This is a genomic window from Streptomyces sp. CNP082 (genome assembly GCF_059570535.1).
The window spans coordinates 49,312-66,125 of sequence record NZ_JCANSZ010000030.1; the positions used below are offsets into that span (position 1 = coordinate 49,312).

General features: G+C 70.3%; 30 protein-coding genes. All 30 read left to right on the top strand.

What is annotated here, in order from left to right; translation table 11 throughout:
- The first annotated feature begins 8 nt into the window (after positions 1-8).
- The 30 genes from B124_RS22855 (at position 9) to B124_RS23000 (ending at position 16,800) form a co-directional block, all read left to right on the top strand.
- Positions 9-164 (top strand): hypothetical protein, encoded by a 156-nt coding sequence (locus tag B124_RS22855; RefSeq protein ID WP_496504793.1) that lies wholly within the window; start codon positions 9-11, stop codon positions 162-164.
- A 32-nt stretch (positions 165-196) separates the two neighbouring features.
- Positions 197-373: a hypothetical protein gene (locus B124_RS22860; RefSeq protein WP_496504794.1), complete on the top strand. Its 177-nt coding sequence runs from the start codon at positions 197-199 to the stop codon at positions 371-373.
- An 83-nt stretch (positions 374-456) separates the two neighbouring features.
- A complete protein-coding gene (locus tag B124_RS22865) occupies positions 457-645 on the top strand; it encodes a hypothetical protein (protein ID WP_496504795.1) in 189 nt (62 codons plus the stop codon).
- Positions 646-726: 81 nt separating this feature from the next.
- Positions 727-894 carry a hypothetical protein gene (locus B124_RS22870; RefSeq protein WP_496504796.1) on the top strand — a complete coding sequence of 56 codons (168 nt, stop codon included), beginning with the start codon at positions 727-729 and terminating at the stop codon, positions 892-894.
- Positions 895-921: 27 nt separating this feature from the next.
- Positions 922-1,176 (top strand): hypothetical protein, encoded by a 255-nt coding sequence (locus tag B124_RS22875; protein WP_496504797.1) that lies wholly within the window; start codon positions 922-924, stop codon positions 1,174-1,176.
- A 128-nt stretch (positions 1,177-1,304) separates the two neighbouring features.
- Entirely contained in the window at positions 1,305-1,628 is a 324-nt protein-coding gene (locus B124_RS22880) for a hypothetical protein (protein WP_496504798.1), read from the top strand.
- 3 nt (positions 1,629-1,631) lie between these two features.
- Positions 1,632-2,141, top strand: coding sequence for a hypothetical protein (locus B124_RS22885; RefSeq protein ID WP_496504799.1), 510 nt, complete (start codon positions 1,632-1,634; stop codon positions 2,139-2,141).
- A gap of 10 nt (positions 2,142-2,151) precedes the next feature.
- On the top strand, positions 2,152-2,322 hold the full coding sequence (locus B124_RS22890) for a hypothetical protein (protein WP_496504800.1): 171 nt from the start codon (positions 2,152-2,154) through the stop codon (positions 2,320-2,322).
- 204 nt (positions 2,323-2,526) lie between these two features.
- On the top strand, positions 2,527-3,012 hold the full coding sequence (locus B124_RS22895; RefSeq protein WP_496504801.1) for a DUF6292 family protein: 486 nt from the start codon (positions 2,527-2,529) through the stop codon (positions 3,010-3,012).
- A 78-nt stretch (positions 3,013-3,090) separates the two neighbouring features.
- Complete coding sequence (locus tag B124_RS22900) at positions 3,091-3,795, top strand: hypothetical protein (protein WP_496504802.1); 705 nt, start codon at positions 3,091-3,093, stop codon at positions 3,793-3,795.
- Between the two features lie 117 nt (positions 3,796-3,912).
- On the top strand, positions 3,913-4,161 hold the full coding sequence (locus B124_RS22905) for a helix-turn-helix domain-containing protein (RefSeq protein ID WP_496504803.1): 249 nt from the start codon (positions 3,913-3,915) through the stop codon (positions 4,159-4,161).
- A gap of 123 nt (positions 4,162-4,284) precedes the next feature.
- Positions 4,285-5,685, top strand: coding sequence for a hypothetical protein (locus B124_RS22910; RefSeq protein ID WP_496504804.1), 1,401 nt, complete (start codon positions 4,285-4,287; stop codon positions 5,683-5,685).
- Between the two features lie 9 nt (positions 5,686-5,694).
- Complete coding sequence (locus tag B124_RS22915) at positions 5,695-5,874, top strand: hypothetical protein (protein ID WP_496504805.1); 180 nt, start codon at positions 5,695-5,697, stop codon at positions 5,872-5,874.
- Between the two features lie 9 nt (positions 5,875-5,883).
- The gene (locus B124_RS22920; protein ID WP_496504806.1) at positions 5,884-6,216 is read left to right on the top strand and encodes a hypothetical protein; all 333 of its coding nucleotides are present in this window, start codon (positions 5,884-5,886) and stop codon (positions 6,214-6,216) included.
- A gap of 2 nt (positions 6,217-6,218) precedes the next feature.
- Positions 6,219-6,575: a holin gene (locus B124_RS22925; protein WP_496504807.1), complete on the top strand. Its 357-nt coding sequence runs from the start codon at positions 6,219-6,221 to the stop codon at positions 6,573-6,575.
- A gap of 285 nt (positions 6,576-6,860) precedes the next feature.
- Positions 6,861-7,196, top strand: a complete 336-nt coding sequence (locus tag B124_RS22930) for a hypothetical protein (protein ID WP_496504808.1) — start codon at positions 6,861-6,863, stop codon at positions 7,194-7,196.
- Positions 7,183-8,805: a terminase large subunit domain-containing protein gene (locus B124_RS22935; RefSeq protein ID WP_496504809.1), complete on the top strand. Its 1,623-nt coding sequence runs from the start codon at positions 7,183-7,185 to the stop codon at positions 8,803-8,805. The genes B124_RS22930 and B124_RS22935 overlap by 14 nt, the downstream gene beginning before the upstream one ends.
- Before the next feature lie 26 nt (positions 8,806-8,831).
- Positions 8,832-10,274 (top strand): phage portal protein, encoded by a 1,443-nt coding sequence (locus tag B124_RS22940; RefSeq protein ID WP_496504810.1) that lies wholly within the window; start codon positions 8,832-8,834, stop codon positions 10,272-10,274.
- Positions 10,258-11,229: a VG15 protein gene (locus B124_RS22945; protein ID WP_496504811.1), complete on the top strand. Its 972-nt coding sequence runs from the start codon at positions 10,258-10,260 to the stop codon at positions 11,227-11,229. The genes B124_RS22940 and B124_RS22945 overlap by 17 nt, the downstream gene beginning before the upstream one ends.
- Before the next feature lie 59 nt (positions 11,230-11,288).
- On the top strand, positions 11,289-11,963 hold the full coding sequence (locus tag B124_RS22950) for a hypothetical protein (protein WP_496504812.1): 675 nt from the start codon (positions 11,289-11,291) through the stop codon (positions 11,961-11,963).
- 44 nt (positions 11,964-12,007) lie between these two features.
- Positions 12,008-12,997, top strand: a complete 990-nt coding sequence (locus tag B124_RS22955) for an SU10 major capsid protein (protein ID WP_496504813.1) — start codon at positions 12,008-12,010, stop codon at positions 12,995-12,997.
- A 13-nt stretch (positions 12,998-13,010) separates the two neighbouring features.
- Positions 13,011-13,376, top strand: coding sequence for a hypothetical protein (locus tag B124_RS22960; protein ID WP_496504814.1), 366 nt, complete (start codon positions 13,011-13,013; stop codon positions 13,374-13,376).
- A 36-nt stretch (positions 13,377-13,412) separates the two neighbouring features.
- The gene (locus B124_RS22965; RefSeq protein WP_496504815.1) at positions 13,413-13,985 is read left to right on the top strand and encodes a hypothetical protein; all 573 of its coding nucleotides are present in this window, start codon (positions 13,413-13,415) and stop codon (positions 13,983-13,985) included.
- On the top strand, positions 13,982-14,329 hold the full coding sequence (locus B124_RS22970) for a hypothetical protein (protein ID WP_496504816.1): 348 nt from the start codon (positions 13,982-13,984) through the stop codon (positions 14,327-14,329). Before B124_RS22965 ends, B124_RS22970 begins: the two co-directional genes overlap by 4 nt.
- Positions 14,330-14,698, top strand: a complete 369-nt coding sequence (locus B124_RS22975; protein WP_496504817.1) for a hypothetical protein — start codon at positions 14,330-14,332, stop codon at positions 14,696-14,698.
- The gene (locus B124_RS22980) at positions 14,698-14,919 is read left to right on the top strand and encodes a hypothetical protein (RefSeq protein ID WP_496504818.1); all 222 of its coding nucleotides are present in this window, start codon (positions 14,698-14,700) and stop codon (positions 14,917-14,919) included. The genes B124_RS22975 and B124_RS22980 overlap by 1 nt, the downstream gene beginning before the upstream one ends.
- A gap of 17 nt (positions 14,920-14,936) precedes the next feature.
- Entirely contained in the window at positions 14,937-15,326 is a 390-nt protein-coding gene (locus B124_RS22985) for a phage tail termination protein (protein WP_496504846.1), read from the top strand.
- Between the two features lie 89 nt (positions 15,327-15,415).
- Positions 15,416-15,973, top strand: a complete 558-nt coding sequence (locus B124_RS22990) for a phage tail tube protein (RefSeq protein WP_496504819.1) — start codon at positions 15,416-15,418, stop codon at positions 15,971-15,973.
- A gap of 69 nt (positions 15,974-16,042) precedes the next feature.
- On the top strand, positions 16,043-16,387 hold the full coding sequence (locus B124_RS22995) for a hypothetical protein (protein ID WP_496504820.1): 345 nt from the start codon (positions 16,043-16,045) through the stop codon (positions 16,385-16,387).
- 80 nt (positions 16,388-16,467) lie between these two features.
- Entirely contained in the window at positions 16,468-16,800 is a 333-nt protein-coding gene (locus B124_RS23000; protein ID WP_496504821.1) for a hypothetical protein, read from the top strand.
- The last annotated feature ends 14 nt before the right edge of the window (positions 16,801-16,814 follow it).

Consider the following 16,814-nt stretch of genomic DNA (forward strand, 5'->3'; position numbering starts at 1 on the left):
GATTCGAGATGCCCGCCGACGACGACCGCTGCGCGCAGTGCGAGGAGCACGCCGAACTGCACAAGGGCAACTGGGGCTTCGGGCCTCAGAACGAGCCGTGTCCGCCATGCGAGGAGCACGCCCGCAACGGCTGCCCCGACCGAAGGAACATCCGCTGGTGGTGAACACCGCCGGCGTCAACGAGAGGAGATCACCGATGCGAAAGATGTCTGAACTCAGTGACCGCGAGCTGTTCAGGCTCGGGGCGGACAACCTCCGCTCCGCCCGGCGCGCAGACACGTTCGACATGCCCGAGGCCAAGGCGCACTGGGAGCGCGAGTACGAGTCCGTCAAGCGCGAGTTCCAGCACCGCGACAAGGAGCGCCGCGGCTGACCGGCTGCCTGCAGCCCCGGCCGTCACGGCGGGACTGCGGGCTGCCGGCCAGACCGGGCCGGACCGACAAGGAGGAGACGCACATGGGATTCAAGTGGAAGAACTCGGACGACATCCCGCAGAGCCAGGACACGTGGGCGGAGCGCATCGCCGCGCGGCGGGAGGCCCAGCAGGAGGCGCGCGACGAGGGCGACGCCGAGTACGAGGCCAAGGCCACCGAGCGCCTGGACAACGCCCTGGACAACTACACCCGCGACCGCAACTGGGGCTGACGGCTCCCCGCGCCGCCGGTCCCGCACCGGCGGCAAGGGGAGTTGTCAGCACCGGCTGACGCCCACACGAGAGGAGACGACATGACCCCGACCGGAAACCCGCTGGCCGACAAGCTCGTGGAGGTGGCGGCGTCGATGGAGCGGCAGGGCTACCCCACGGCGGAGATACAGGCCGCGATCCACGAAGAGGCCGACCAGCACACCACCGGCGATCTCGCCGTCGCGCAGGAAGCCCTGGAAGGCCGCTGAACGCCCGACTCTGAGGAGGACCGACCGATGAAGAACCCGCTGACCCGACGCCCCCGACGGGACGTCTCCACGCCCGCCTGGCCGGAGGGCGTCTTCGCCCGCTACCTGACCGTCGGCGGCGCGACCGTCGACCTGACCGGCGGCGGGGAGCGCACCTGCTACCGCTGCACCGGCTGTGGCGACGGCAAGGGCATCTCGCCGTGGGACGAGTACATCACCCGCGAACACGCCCAGAAGCACGCCGAGTACTGCCGCGCCCTGCCCATGCCCGAGGAGGACTGACAGTGGAGAACAAGTGCCAACTGTGCGGCGCGCCCGGCGGCCGACCGTACTGCAACGACGAGTGTCGGCACGCTGACCGGTGTACCGGCGACAACTGCCCCGACTGTCCTGAGGAGGACTGAACCATCATGACCGCAACGAAGACCCGTACCATCGAGCAGCTCATCGCCGAGTACGCCAGCGACATCGCCTACGTCGCCGAGAGGAAGCCCGCCGGGGACGTCGATACCTTCCTCAGCCAACTCAACATCGCCGTCCAGAACCTCGACATGGCCGGCATCGTCGGCATCGCCGACCCGGAGGCCGCCGCCCGCGACCTCGCCGACCTGGAGGCCGCTGACGACGCCGAGCGCGCAGTGCTGCTGAGGCGAGCATCGCGCCACCTGCGCGGCATCGACGACATGGTCAGCGAGTACCGCGGCATGGTCGGCGACGACGAAGACGAGGACTGACCGATGTCCCCGCCGCTGCCCGAGCCGCGCCCCGAGGTGGGGCAGCGGCCCGTACCCGCCGCGATGACCGACGAGGAGGCCGCGGTCGCCGGGGACGCCCTCATCCGCCACGCGCTGCGGGACCAGCCTGTGCCGACGCACTACCGCGACGACAGCCCCCTACCCGCCGTCGGCGCCACGCCGCCTGTCGCGCAGCCCGGCCGGCCGCCGATGTCCCAGCGCGCCACGGACGCTTCGGGGCTGATGCTCGCCGCCGGCGTCGGCTCCCTCGGCATCGGCGGCGCCGCATCGCTCGTGCTCGTCGCCTCCGGGGCCGCGGACCCGGTGGTGATGGGGCTGATGTGCGGTGCGCCGCCGGTACTGCTGCTCGCGCTGAAGAGTGTCCTGAAGACCGCGAAGCAGGAGGCGGCGCCGACCGAGGTCCACCACCACTACGAGGGGCCCGTGGTGCACGACCACCGCGAGGTCACCAACCACAACCGATGGTGGGGAAAATCCACCACCGGCAACTGAGGAGCGATCCATGTCCACATGGCCGAATAAGACCGTCCCGCAGTTCACCGATGAGGAACTCGCCGACGCGATCGAGGAGCACGAAGGCGACCCCGACCCCGTCACCAAGCAGATCACCCAGGGCTGCATCCGTGAGTGGGAGCGCCGCCGCGGCCTCCCCGAGGCCGGCACGACCGCCTGATCCGCCAACGAGAGGACTTCCCAATCGTGTTGTCAAGCCGCTGCTGTGACGGGAGGTGAATCTTGGTAGCACTATCCGTCACGGATCATCGCCCACAGAACGTTGAGGCGTCGGCGGGCGAAACCATGACAGCCATACCCAGAGCCCCTGGGCCCTCCGATCTTACGAATGACAAGATCAGACCCATGCCTTGAAAGGTAGGACATGATCATGTGCATCTGCTTCCAGCAGGATGGCTACGTGCAGGCGGTCATCGCCGCCCTGGCTCAGGAGGGCATCACCGCCACGCTCGGCGAAGAGGACCGCGGCGGCGTCGCCGAGCTGTGGATCGACCGAGACGCCAGTGCATCCGTGTACGGCCCGGACACCCGAGTCGCGCTGCGCTGGACGCCGTACAACGGGTGGGCGCTGACGTGGCGCGGGCGTGACCGGGCGGGGTTCGGCACGCTGGCCCTGCGCCTCGACATGCTGCCCGAGCCTGGCCAGGTGGTCGAAGCCGTGCACCCGATGCTGACCGACGTGCCAGTGCTGGACTGGGCCGAGCGCCTGCCCGGCCGCGACTCCGTTCATCTCGACGAGGTCGCGGCGGCATACCCGTGCGGCTGCGCGGACCGCGACAACGGAGCGGAGTCCTCGGGCTCCACCGCCGACGCCATGACCGTCACCTGGGCCGACATCGTGCCCGCGTGACTGGGGCCGTCTGGCCCATTCCGGCACCGCCGAGCGCCCCGTACACTCCCGGGGCGCTCGACCAATTCAGGGGGGATCATGCGCATCCGTACCATCGCCGCCGCTGTCGCGGCGCTCGCCCTGCCGCTCACCGCATGCGGCAGCGACGGCGGGACCATCAGCCAGTCCAAGGGCTCCTGCAAGGACGCCATGCGCAAGGCCATCAACGCGCCAGAGAAGGCGAGTGGCGAGAAGCCGCCGCCCTGCGAGGGGTTCACTGACGCCGAACTGGAAGACATGGTGGGCGACGTCATCGGCGACGAGTTCGACGACGCACTCAATGACGCGTTCGAGGAAGAGTTCGACGAGTCCGCCGACGGGCCCGCGACGAACACCAGCTTGGACGTGGGGGAGACGTTCACCTACGACGACGGACTCGCCATCACCGTCGACTCGATCGAGGAGTTCACGGACTTCGGCGAGTACGACTACCCGCCGGAGGACGGCGACACGGCGTTCCGGATCAGCCTCACCTTCGACAACGGCACCAAGAAGCCGTTCGCCCTCGATGACCTGTACATCACGGTGGAGGGTGCGACGAACGGCGGGATGGCCGCGGGCGACTACTGGGAGAACGGCTCCAAGGAGATCACCGGGAGGCTCGCTCCCGACGTCACGACCACCGGCACCTCGGACCACACGCTCGCGGCCAAGTACGGCCGGGACGTCGTCGTGACGCTCGGCCGGCTCGACGACCCCGGGCTGATGCTGGACGACCTCGAATGGTCCGGCAGCATCAAGTGATCCGGAGCCGCTTGACGCTGTGACCTGCGCGAGCGTAGCGTGAGGTTCACTGGACGAGAATCGTCAGAAGGGTCATCCGAAACGGGTGGCCCTTTCTGCTGCCTGAGGGGGTGTCGGATGGCCTCCTACGAGCACGGCCTGATGGACGAGGAGTACGCCGTCGCCTACACCCGCCGGCCGGCGTCCACGCTTCGCCGCTGGGCCTCCGAAGGCCGCATCCAGCGCTACGGCTCCGGCCGGGGTCAGGTCCGGTACCACATGGACGAACTACCCCACGCCACGCAGGACGAGGACAGCGGCGAGTGGCATCTCCCGCCGCCCCCGCCGCTGCCGCACAACCGGGCCGACGCCCCGGCCGCCGCCTGACCCCCTGATCGCCTCCGTCCACTTCCCCCCGGACGTAGAGGCCCTGCGGCCCGCCCGACACGGGCACGGGCGGGCCGCCACACTCTCCCGCATCTCCCGACCGCAGCGACAGGAGGTGCCTACGTGGCCTTTCCGGACCCCGAGGACACGATCGTCCTGACGGGCACGTTCACCACCCCTGTCGGCGGTACCCCCGCGACCGGTCGGGTGGTGCTCACCCCGTCCACGCGACTCGTTGACGCGGCCGACGACCGCATCTACACCGGCGGCGGCGCCATCACCCTCGACGAGACCGGCAGCATCTCCGTGACGCTGCTCCGTACCGACGCCACCGGCGTGGAGCCCACGGGTTGGCGGTGGCAGGTCGACGAGCAGCCGACCGGCGGGACGCGGATCGCGTACTACATCGAACTCACCGCGGACCTGGGCCCCACGGTCGACTTGGCCGACATCGCGCCCGTCAGCGGACCCGGAGGAGGCCCCGTGTCCGGTGTGCAGTCCGTCAACGGGCAGGACGGCGTCGTCGTCCTCGACGCGGCCGACGTGGGTGCCGACGCGGCCGGCTCCGCGGCAGCAGCGCAGACCGCGGCGGTATCTGCTGCGGCCACCGACGCAACGGCGAAGGTGACCGCGCACGAGGCCGACACGACGGCGGTCCACGGCATCGCCGACACGGCCGCGCTCGCGACTGATGCCGAGGTCGCCACCGCGGTGTCCGACCACTCGACGGCGACGGACCCGCACGGGGATCGCGCCTACGCCGACGGGAAGCTGGCGAAGACCGCGAACCTCTCGGATGTCTCCGACGCATCCACGGCCCGCTCCAACCTCGGGCTCGGCACGTCCGCGACGCGAGCCGTCGGGACCGGCTCCGGAGACGTCGCCGCGGGCGATGCTCCTGCCGCGCAGGCCGCCTCCGCCGTCACCACGCACACCGGCGCATCCGATTCCCACGGCGACCGCGCGTGGGCCACCGGGCAGTTCCAGCCCCTCACCGGCACCCCGCGGCCCGCTGTGCCCTACGGGTTCAAGGCGTGGACATTCGACCCGGTGTCGCTCGGCAACAGCAACGCTGCCGCGGCGACGAGCGGGACCCTCTTCCTGGTCGGCATCTACCCGGCGACCTCGTTCACCACCACGTCCGTGATCTGGGCCGTGTCCGTCGCGGGCGTGACGCCCACGGCGGGCCAGAACTGGGTCGGCATCTACAGCTCGGCCGGGACCCTGCTGGGCTCCGCCGGGGTCGATGGCGACATCACCAGCCTCGGCGTGAAGACCACCGCGCTCGCCGTCGCCCTCACCGGCGGGCAGGCGTACTGGATCGGGTTCCTGATGAACGCGGCTACCGCGCCGCAGCTCCCGCGCGGAGGCGGGCAGCCCGGATCCGGGGTCATCCTCAACGCCGGGCTGTCGGCCGTGAACTACCGCTTCGCGACCAACGGGACGAGCCAGACGACCATGCCGTCCAGCATCACCCCGAGCAGCAACGGATCCGGCTCCGCGTACTGGGCCGCCGTCACGTAGGGGGCACCCATGGCCGATCCGCTCGCCCACCTCGTCGGCAGCGCCTTTCTCGGGACCGACGACGAGGGCAACGTCATCGCATCCGGCCGCATCGCCGAAGCCGAGTACTGCGAAGGGGCGGTCACGTTGACCGTCCACATGTACGAGGTTCCGCCCTCGCCTCTCCTGACCCCCAGCGATACACCGTAGGAGCCCGTCATGCCGCGTACCGCGCTCACCGTCACCCAGGCCACGCGCGCAGGCGTGGTGCTCCCCGCAGCCACCGCAGGCGACGTCGCCAACGGCAACAGCGTGGCCAACAACGGGAACGTCGTGCTGATCGTCACCAACACCAACGCATCGACCACGGCGAGGACGATCACGTTCGGCACCGTGCGCAGTGTCGACGGGCTCACCGCGCCCGAGCGCGTGGAGAGCATCCCTGCGGGCGTCACGCAGGTGTTCGGGCCCTTCGATCCCACGGACTACGGGACCACGCTGGCCATCGACGCCGAGCACGCCGAGGTGACCATCCAGGCCATCAGGGTGTGACCATGGCCAGGCGTGGACTGCGGGTGTGCACCACACCCGGCTGCCCCGAGTACACCGAAGGCGGCAAGTGCGACGGCTGCAAGTCTGACGCCGAGCGCAGGCGCGGCACCTCGACTCAGCGCGGCTACGGCAGCGCACACCGACGCCGCTTCCGGGCAGCCGTGCTCGATCGCGACCCCGTGTGCACCGTGTGCGGCCAAGCGCCCTCGCGGCACGCAGACCACCACCCCCTCAGCCGGCGCGAGCTGGAAGCCGAGGGCCTCGACCCCAACGATCCCCGGTACGGCCGCGGGCTCTGCGGGCCCTGCCACTCGGCGGAGACCGCGATCCATCAGCCCGGCGGATGGCACGCCCGGTGATCGCTCGCGGTCACGGAGGGTGGGGGGTGACCTCCGGGGACCATGATCACCAGACCGCCGGGGAGGGCTCTAGCAGGTCTGCGGGGTTCAGAGATCCACTGCCGGTGACGCAACGTCACCGGCCTCGTGTCGCGCAATGCGACCAACCGAAGGAAGATCACCATGCCGAAGGGTGGTGCACGTACCCGATCGGGCCCGGCCCCTCATCCCAATGCGCTTCAGCGCGAGCGGGACGCGGGCGAGTGGACGATCCTCCCCGCCCAGGGGCGAGCTGGCGCAACGCCGGTGTGGCCGCTGACGGAGGAATCGCGGCGTGAGGCCGAGCTGTGGGAGCGGCTGTGGCGGCTGCCGCAGGCGCTGATGTGGGAGCGCTATGGCCAGGAGGTGGAGGTCGCGCTGTATGTGCGGCGCCTCGCCGAAGCTGAGGAGCCGGAGTCGAAGGTGACGGTCGGCACGCTCGTGCGGCAGATGGCCGACTCCCTGGGGCTGACAACGCCCGGGATGCGGGCGAACCGGTGGCGGATCGACGCCGGGCAGGAGCCGGCCCCGTCCGCTCGTCCTGCTGCGAAGCGGGCGTCCGCGCGGTCGCGGCTGAAGGTCGTCCCCGGTGGAGACGCCTGACGCGGGCTTCGTCGTCGACTTCCCGACGTTGTGGGTGGGCATCGACTGGATCGAGCACCACTGCGTGGTCCCGGACGGGTTCCGCAAGGGCGAGTCGTTCGAGATGTACGACTGGCAGTTGTGGTGCACCGCGAACCACTACCGGATCAAGCCGAAGGCGAAGCGGGGTCAGCTCGCGCCGGCATTCCACAGCCGCCGTAGCCAGTGCGTCGCTCCGCAGAAGACGGGCAAGGGCCCGTGGTCGGCGGGGATCTGCGCCCTTGAGGGCGTGGGGCCGGCGGTGTTCGACGGCTGGGCCCGCGGCGGCGAGGTGTACGACTGCCGGGTGTGGGGCTGCGGCTGCGGCTGGGTGTACGAGTACGAGCCGGGCGAGGCGATGGGCCGGCCGTGGCCGACACCGCTGATTCAGATCACGGCGTTCTCGGAGGAGCAGACGGACAACGTCTACCGCCCGCTTCAGTCGATGATCCGCAACGGCCGCCTGGGCGAGTTGATGCGAGTCGGGGAGCAGTTCATCCGGCTACCGAACGAGGGCCGTATCGACGTCGTCACGTCGTCCGCGCAGTCGCGTCTGGGTAACCCGGTGACGTTCGTGCTGCAGGACGAAACGGGCCTGTGGACAGTCGGGAACAAGATGACCCGGGTTGCGGAGACGCAGCGCCGCGGCGCAGCCGGCATGGGTGGCCGGACGATGGAGACGACGAACTGCTGGGACCCGTCCGAGGAGTCGGTGGCGCAGCGCACGTCGGAAGCGAAGGTCAAGGACATCTTCCGCTTCCACCGCACCCCGCCGGCGAGTCTGTCGTACCGGAACAAGGCGGAGCGTCGGCGGATCCACCGGTTCGCGTATGCCGGGTCGACGCACGTGGATCTGGATGCGATCGAGGCGGAGGCCGCCGAGCTGCTGGAGCGGGATCCGGAGCAGGCTGAGCGGTTCTTCGGCAACCGGGTGGTGTACGGCGCCGGGTCGTGGGCGAACGGCGACCTGTGGGACAGCCGGGCCGAGCCCCGCGAGGTGCCGGACGGCACGCCGGTGGTGGGTGGCTTCGACGGCTCCGACGTCGATGACTGGACGGCGCTGCGGTTGGAGACGCTGGACGGCTACCAGTTCACCCCCTCCTACGGTCCTGATGGTCTGCCGACGATCTGGAATCCGGCGGACTTCGGCGGGCAGGTGCCGCGGCTGGAGGTCGAGGCCGCGGTGGACGAGGTGTTCGCCCGGTTCGACGTCGTGAGGTTCTACGTGGACCCGCCGTACTGGGAGTCGGAGGTCGACGCCTGGGCGGAGCGGTACGGCGAGAAGCGGGTGGTCCGCTGGTACACGTACCGCACGGTGCAGATGCACGCGGCGGCCGAGCGGCTGCTGACGGACATCGGGAAGGCCGACTCGGACTTCCGGCATGACGGCTGCCCGATCACCGCGACGCACATCCGCAACGCGCGGAAGGCGGCCCGGACCGGGGGCCGGTACGTGCTGGCGAAGGCGAGCCCCACACAGAAGATCGACGCGGCGATCCCCTCGATCGTTGCCCACGAAGCCGCCGGTGACGCGGTCGCAGCCGGCCTGGCGCGTCCCCGGAAACCCTCTCGCATGATCGTCATGAGGTGAGGGGGGTGCCGGTGAATCCCGCGGACATGACCGACGAAGAGTGGGCCGTCTATCTGGCCCGCTGCCACGAGGCGGAACTGCCCCAACTGGTCGAGCTGAACAACCTCTACGAGGGCAATCAGCCTCTGACGTACATGCACCCGGAGTTGCTGGCCGAGATCGGCGACCAGATCCAGCAGGTCGTCGTCAACTGGCCGCAACTGGTCGTGGATGCAGTGGAGGAGCGGCTGGACGTCGAGGGCTTCCGCTACCCGGGCGCGGCGGGCGGTGACGAGGAGCTGTGGCGCATCTGGCAGGCCAACTCGATGGACGAGCAGTCGCAGCAGGCGCACGTCGATGCGCTGGTCATGCAGCGCGCGTTCCTGGTGGTGGGCTCGAACCCGGACGATGAGGCGACGCCGCTGGTGACTGCGGAGTCACCGCTGCAGATGCACGCCGACTACGACCCGGCGACCCGGAGGGTCCGCGCGGGGCTGAAGCGGTTCAAGGAGGTCGATCCGCTCACGGGCGCGGTGCTGCACCAGTACGCGACGCTGTACCGGCCGGACGTGACGGTGCACTACGAGACGACGGCGCCGCAGACGTTCCGGGAGCGGGATCGCGACGAGCACAAGCTCGGCGACCCGCCGGTGGTAGTGCTCCCGAACCGGGGCCGGCTGCTGACACCGGGCGGTGTGTCGGAGTTGGCGGCGGTGCTGCCGATCTCGAATGCCGCATGCAAGATCGCCACGGACATGATGGTGTCCGCGGAGTACCACGCGATGCCGCGGCGGGTGGCGTTCGGCTTCGACCAGGACGACTTCACGGACGCCGAGGGCAACCCCGTGTCGACGTGGTCGAGGTTGGCGGGCCGCATCTGGGCGACCGCGAAGGGGCGCAAGGAGGACGGCGCGGATGTCCAGCAGTTCCCCGAGGCGGACCTGAAGAACTTCCACGAGACGATCAACACCCTGGCGCGGATCGCGTCCGCGCTGGCGGCGCTGCCGCCGAACTACTTCGGTCTCGTCGCCGACGATGCGGCGAGCGCGGACGCGATCCGCTCGCGGGAGGCGCGGCTCGTCAAGCGGTGCGAACGGAAGCAGCGCCCGCTCGGTGGCGGCTACGAGCGGATGAACCGGCTCGTGATGCGGTTCCGCGAAGGCGGCTGGGACCCGGACCTGATGCGGCTGGAGACGCTGTGGCGGGACCCGGCGACGCCGACGGTCGCGCAGAAGGCGGACGCGGCGACGAAGCTGTTCCAGGCCGGGATCGTGCCCAAGCGGCAGACCCGCGAGGACATGGGGTACACGCAGGTCCAGATCGCCCGCATGGAAGAGCAGGACGCTCAGGCCGCGCGGGACGCCCTGGCGCGGATCGCCGGCGGCGACGTGGCCCCGCTGCTCACCGGGCAGAAGCAGCCGGAGGCGGTGCCGCAGGGCGTCCAGGAGGCCCCGCAGGCGCAGGGAGTGGCTGGTGCCTCCGGCGGATGATGCGCTGGCCCTGGCCCGCTACCGGCAGGTTCAGGCGGCCTCCCGGCAGGTGTCGGGCCGGGTGCAGTCGATCTTCTCCGGGCTGTCGCCTCACAGCATCGAAGCTGAGATGGCCGGGGAGGCGGGCCGGGCGATCGTCTCCGCGGTCGCGGCCGGGCAGTTGACGGTGGCGCAGGGTGCGCAGGCGTTCGTGTCGGCGATTCTCGCGGCCCAGGGGGCGGTGCCGGATCCGGCTGGGGTGGTGGCGGCAACGGCACTCGCAGGCGTCGCGTCGGACGGTCGGCCGCTGGAAACGCTGCTCTTCCTGCCTGCTGTCGCGGTCGCCCAGGCGCTGGCCGCCGGGCTCGCGCCGGCGGACGCGATGCTCCGGGGCCTGGTGGCGCTGGCCCGCTACACGGGCACGCAGATCGTGGACGCGGCGCGCGCGGCGGATCAGGTGGCGATGACCGCGGAGAGGCGGATCGTGATGTACACCCGCGTCGTGCAACTCCCTGCGTGCGCCCGCTGCATCGTCCTCGCCGGGCGCACCTACTCGTACAGCACGGGCTTCCAGCGGCATCCGTTGTGTGACTGCACGGTGAAGTCGCTGACGCAGGCGCAGTACGACGCGGTCGCTTCTCCGGAGGAACTGCTGCGCCGGATGGGCGCGGGGCAGCGACGACAGGTGTTCGGTCGGGCCGGCGCGGATGCGCTTGCGGCCGGCGCGGACCTGGGGCAGATCGTCAACGCCCGCCGCGGCATGAACACCGCCACCGGAACCACCTCCGAAGGCGTCACTCGCCGCGGCTGGTACGGGCGCCGCGCACGCGCTGCTGGCGAGCAGTTTCAGCGCTCACCGGGCGAGCTTTACACGCGCACGGCGGCACCCCGGCTGATGCCTGAGCAGATCCTTCGGCAGGCAGGCAGCCGCGAGGAGGCCGTGAACCTACTGCACCTGTACGGCTACCTCGATTGAGGAGAAGCCGCCGACCTGACGGGCGCCGCAACGGTGCCCGCGCGTGAGAGAGGGACGCAATGTCCGAGGAGACGGCACCGGCAACCGGGGCCACCGCAACCGACCAGCCTGACGAAGCCACGACACCGGAGTCCGCCGACGAGCAGCCCGCAGTCCCGGAGGATTCCGACCCGGAGGGCGCCGACGCTCTCGGCGACGCCGGGAAGAAGGCCCTCGACCGCATGAAGGCCGAGCGCGCGGCGGCCAGGAAGGAAGCCGCCGAGGCGAAGAAGGAAGCCGCGGCGGCCTTCAGGCGGATCCAGGAGTTCGAGGACCGCGAGAAGACTGACCTGGAGCGCGCCGCGGGCCGCGCCGCCGAGGCCGAGAAGCGTGCCGCTACGGCGGTGAATCGCGCCGTCAAGGCGGAGGTCAAGGCGATGGCCGCAGCGTCGTTCGCCGACCCGACCGACGCGGATCTCCTCGGGGACCTGACCCGCTACGTGGACGACGGCGGCGACATCGACACCGAGCAGATCGCAGTCGATCTGGAGGAGTTGCTGGAGCGTAAGCCGCACCTGCGGCGGGCCGCTGAAGCGCCGCCGAAGGCCCCTCGCCCGGACCCGTCGCAGGGCCCTCGGCCTGGCGGCACCACCGGCAGCCTTGACGATCAGATCCGCGACGCTGAGTCCCAGGGCGAATGGGCGCGGGCCCGGCAACTCAAGACACAGAAGCTGTTCGACCCCACCAGGAAGTAATCGGCGGCAGGGCTGCGTGCCCGGCCCGGACATAGGAGACAGACATGGCCGGTATCACGGGCCAGGGCACCACGTTCAACCTGCCGAACTACGTCGGCGAGCTTTTCGCCGAGTCTCCGCAGGACACCCCGTTCCTGTCCGCGATCGGCGGGCTGACCGGCGGCGAGATGGCGGTGGGCACCCTATTCCAGTGGCAGGGCTACGACCTGCGCGACGCGGCCGACAACCGGCAGCGCGTCGAGGGCGCGAACGCACCGACCGCCGAGCAGCGGGCCCGGTTCAACGTGACCAACGTGGTGGAGATCCACCAGGAGGCCATCGAGATCAGCTACACCAAGCTCGCCGCGACCGGACAGTACAACTCCACCGGCTCCACCCACCCCGGCTCGGTGGGCCTGCAGGGCACGAACCCGGTGATGAACGAGGCGGACTGGCAGATCCGGCAGGCGCTGGTGCAGATCGCCCGCGATGTCGAGATGACGTTCATCACCGGCACCTTCGCCAACCCGGCGAACAACTCCACCCCGCGCAAGACCCGCGGCCTCCTCGACGCGATCGAGACCAACGTGATCGCGGTGGACGCCGGGTCTGGTGCCGCGGGACCGCTCACGCACGACATGGTGCTCGACCTGCTCCAGTCCGTGTGGGAAGCGGGTGGCATCCAGGAGTCGAGCACGGCGACGCTGATGTGCAACGGCTTCCAGAAGCGCGCCCTGACGAAGATTTTCGTTACGGACGCCAACTACCAGGAGCAGACCCGCGACGTCGGCGGCGTGAGCGTCAGCACGATCGAGACGGACTTCGGCCGGCTCAACGTGATGCTCAACCGGTACATGCCGACGGACACGGTCACCGTGGTGTCGCTGGAGCAGTGCGCGCCGGTGTTCCTGCAGATCCCCGGCAAGGGCTTCCTCTTCGTCGAGCCGCTGGCGAAGGTCGGCGCAGCGGAGCGGTCGCAGATCTACGGCGAGGTCGGGCTGAAGTACGGCAACGAGAAGGCCCACGGCAAGATCACCAACCTCACCACGAGCTGAGGCGAGTACCCGCATGGCGTCGTACAGGTTCCGCTGCGAGCGGTATCCGCAGCTACAGATCAGCAACCCGGTCGGCAGGGTGCTGTTCGCCGACCACGAGTACACAACCTCGGACCCGGCCATGGCCGAGGCCCTGGCCGCCCTGCCGGACCGCTTCGGCGTGGTTCGCGTCGGAGGTGGTGCGCCGGACGACGGCCGCGCCGGCTCTCCGCAGGAGGCGCAGGCGCCGTCGCTGGCCGAAGCGACGACGGCCGCGCAGGTCTTGGCGTGGGTAGGCGAGGACCGTGAGCGCGCCGCCGAGGCACTGGCAGCGGAGGAGACGCGGGACAAGCCGCGCTCCACGCTGGTCCGCGATCTGACGAAGCTCGCCGAGGGCTGAGAGGCGGTCACCGTGGCACTTCCTACGCTGGCGACGGTGGCCGACCTCAGGACGGCGATGCTCGGCGCAGCGGAGCCCGTTTCTGACGAGGCTGCGGCGTTGGCACTGGGGCGTGCGTCGGCGCGGGTGAGGCGCTACACCGGGCAGGCGCTGACGTTCATCCAGGGCGACACCCGCGTCCTCGCGGGGGGCGGAAGGGCTCTGCTGCTGCCCCAGCGTCCGGCGGTCGTCTCCTCCCTCGATCCGCTGACGGTGACGGAGTTGGACACGCCGGGCGGCGTTGAGCGCGTCCTCGCCGAGGGCGTCGACTTCTCACGGCTGGGCAGCGAACTGACCCGCACCTGCACCGGCGTGGGCGGACTGTGGGCGGCGAGGGTGCGCGTCACCTACAGCCACGGGTACATGGAGATCCCGGACGACATCGTCGATGTGGTGCTGGATCTCGCATCCACGAACCTGATCAACCCCAGCGGTGTGCGGTCGGAGACGGTCGGGGGCGAGTCCGTCACCTACGCGACAGAGACGGTCGGCAACGCCAAGCTCACCGACCAGCACCGGGCCGATCTGCGGCCGTACACGCGGGGCGCGTTCTCGGTGACCCTGTCGTGAGCCGCCACTTCGCCCAGACGGTGACCCGCCTGCGGGCGCCGCTGGTCACGGACCGGTACAACAACCGGGTCCGGGACTGGCCGAACGCAGCCCGCATGGACTTCGCGGGCGTGAACCTGCAGCCCGCGGGGTCGCCGCCGGACTCGGATGAGGACACCGTCGACCGGCAGGTCACCGTCACCGGCTGGCGGCTCTACACGCCGCCGGGGATGGACCTGGACCTGGAGGAGACGGACCGCATCGAGTACGGCGGCCGGGTCCTGGAGGTGGTGGGCGAGGTGGGCCACTGGGAGGTCGCTGGCCGGGTGCATCACGTGGAGGCGTACCTCCGGGAGGTGACCTGAATGGCGACGTTCCGGTGGCGGCCGAACCCCCGGGTGTTCGGCGAGATCGCCCGCAGCGCTGGTGTGCGGGACCTCCTGGAGGACCGCGCGAGCGCGGGCGCCAACGTCGCCCGTTCCATCGCTCCGGAGTACTCGGGTCCGACGTGGGACCCCGCGGTCCAGCGCCGCGGCGAGTACAAAGCTGGCATCTACTCGGCGGTGTCGATGAGGCCGAATGGCTGGCGCGGCGAGTTCGGTTCCACTGCGGCGATCACGCTGCAGGTCGAGTTCGGCACCGGCCGGGGTCATGCGCGTCCACAGTACGGCGATTCCCCGAAGTACCGCGTCTTGGGCCGCTCCCTGGACGCTCTGAGAGCTGGGAGCACCTGATGGCCCATATCCGCCTGGCCAGCTTCTACGACGGCCACTTCCCGGGTGACGTGATCGAGGTGGCGGACGACATGGTGCGCCCACTGTCCCGCGACGGCCGCGTCGCTGCGGTCGTGGACGCTCCCTCGCCGGAGCCGGCCACCGAGCCTGTGCCCTCGCCGGTCGTGGAGCCGGAGGCCGTGGACGTGTCGTCGAAGCGCCGCCGGCGGGCCGAGGAGTGAGCCTGCCGGTCGTGCCGATGCCGGACGCCGAGGCGGTCGTGATCGGCTACCTGTCCGGTGTCCTCGCCGGCGTCACGGTGGCGTCCGAGTGGCCGGAGGATGTCGCCGGGCATCTGCCTGTGGTGGCCGTGTCCCGGGGCGGCGGGGCCATGGTGCAGCGGTTCGTCATCGACGAGCCGACCATCGACATCGACGTCCTTGCCGCGGACAAGGGTGCCGCGCACGACCTGGCTCAGCAGGTACGTGCCCAGGTGTTCGCCACGGAGAACCGCACGCTGACCGGCGCGCACATCTACCGCGTGGACGACGTCAGCCTGATCTGGCTGCCGTGGCAGGCCGCCGAGGGCACCACTCCGATCGCCCGCTATGTGCTGGTGATGTCGCTGCGCGTTCGCCCCGTCTCTTGATCGCTTAACCCGCTAACCCGCTGCCTTCTGTTCACCTTCGCCCGCTCGGCCGTGCCGACGCGGGTCCTCAGCATGTCTGGAGGCATCCCGTGGCGAACGACGCCGACAACGTGCGCGCAGGACTTGATGGCGCCATCCTCATGGCTCCCATCGGGTCGACCGCCCCGACCGATGTGACGACCGCGTGGGACGCGGCGTGGACCGAGCTGGGCTTCATGTCCGAGGACGGCGTGGAGCTGAACTACAGCACCGACGTTGAGGACATCAACGCGTGGCAGTCCCTGTCCCCGGTGCGGCGCATCCTCACCGGCGTTGACATGACGCTGGGCTTCACCGCGATCGAGCTGAAGGCCGATTCGATCACCCTCTACTTCCCGGACTCGACGCTGACGACGGCGAGCGGCGTCACGAAGCTCGACATCCCCAGCTCGCCCGCCCCCGCCGAGTTCGCGTTCGGTCTGGAGTGGCGGGACGGCACGATCACCAACCGGCTGATCATCCCCCGCGGTGAGGTCACCGAGCGCGGTGCGATCTCCCTGCAGCGTGGTAGTGCGGTGGGTCTGGAGATGACCGTCTCCGCCTACGCGTCGTCGGCGCCGGAGATCGCGACGTGGCTCACGAACGACCCCGCGTGGGTGACCCCCTGATACTCCCGGCGGGCGCGCTCAGCGGGTCGCGCCTGCCGGGTCCAACCCGCTGCCCGCAAGGAGTGCCGCATGACCACGAGCAAGACCGCAGCGAAGAACGGCGGGCGCGAGGTGCGCTCGCTCGACGCCCTGTCGAAGCAGCGTAGGGACGGGCTTGGCGAGCCCACCACGTTCGAACTCCTCGGCGTGGAGTTCACGCTGCCGCACATGAAGGCGCTGCCGTTCGAGCTGCAGGAGAAGGTCAGCGACCCGAATGACGTCGCCGGGATCATGAAGTTCGTGCTCGGCGAGGACAAGGTCCGCGAGATGTACGCGGCCGGCTTCCAGATGGCTGACCTGGAGCTGATCGGCGAGGAGTGGCAGAAGCTGTCCGGGCTGGAGCCGGGGGAATCCCCGGCCTCGCCGCTCTCCTGAGGGAGCACGGGGAGGCCGTCGAGTGGGACATGGCCCACTACTGGCCGGGCCGGTCCACCAAGGAACTACACACCGGCGGCATGTCATGGCGAGAGCTGAGCGTCTTCCTCAAGTACCTGCCGCCGGACTCGGTGACGGCGAAGGCGCTCCATCGGCGCAGCCCGGAAGAGGAGTTCTGGACGCCTGACCGGCACCTCGCCGCCGCGGTAGTCGACGGGGTGAACTTCGGCAACGCGCTGCGCGCGTACATCGCCGCCGACCCGAAGAAGCGCGGACGGTTCAAGCCGCCGACGCCGATCGAGCGGCCGGGCGTGAAGCCCAACAAGGGCAAGGTCATCCGCTTCGGCGGACGCCACGGCAGTGGCGCCAAGGAACTGGGCCAGGTCTTCGGAGGCACAGCCGCACACCAGTGAGCCGGGGGGTGCGC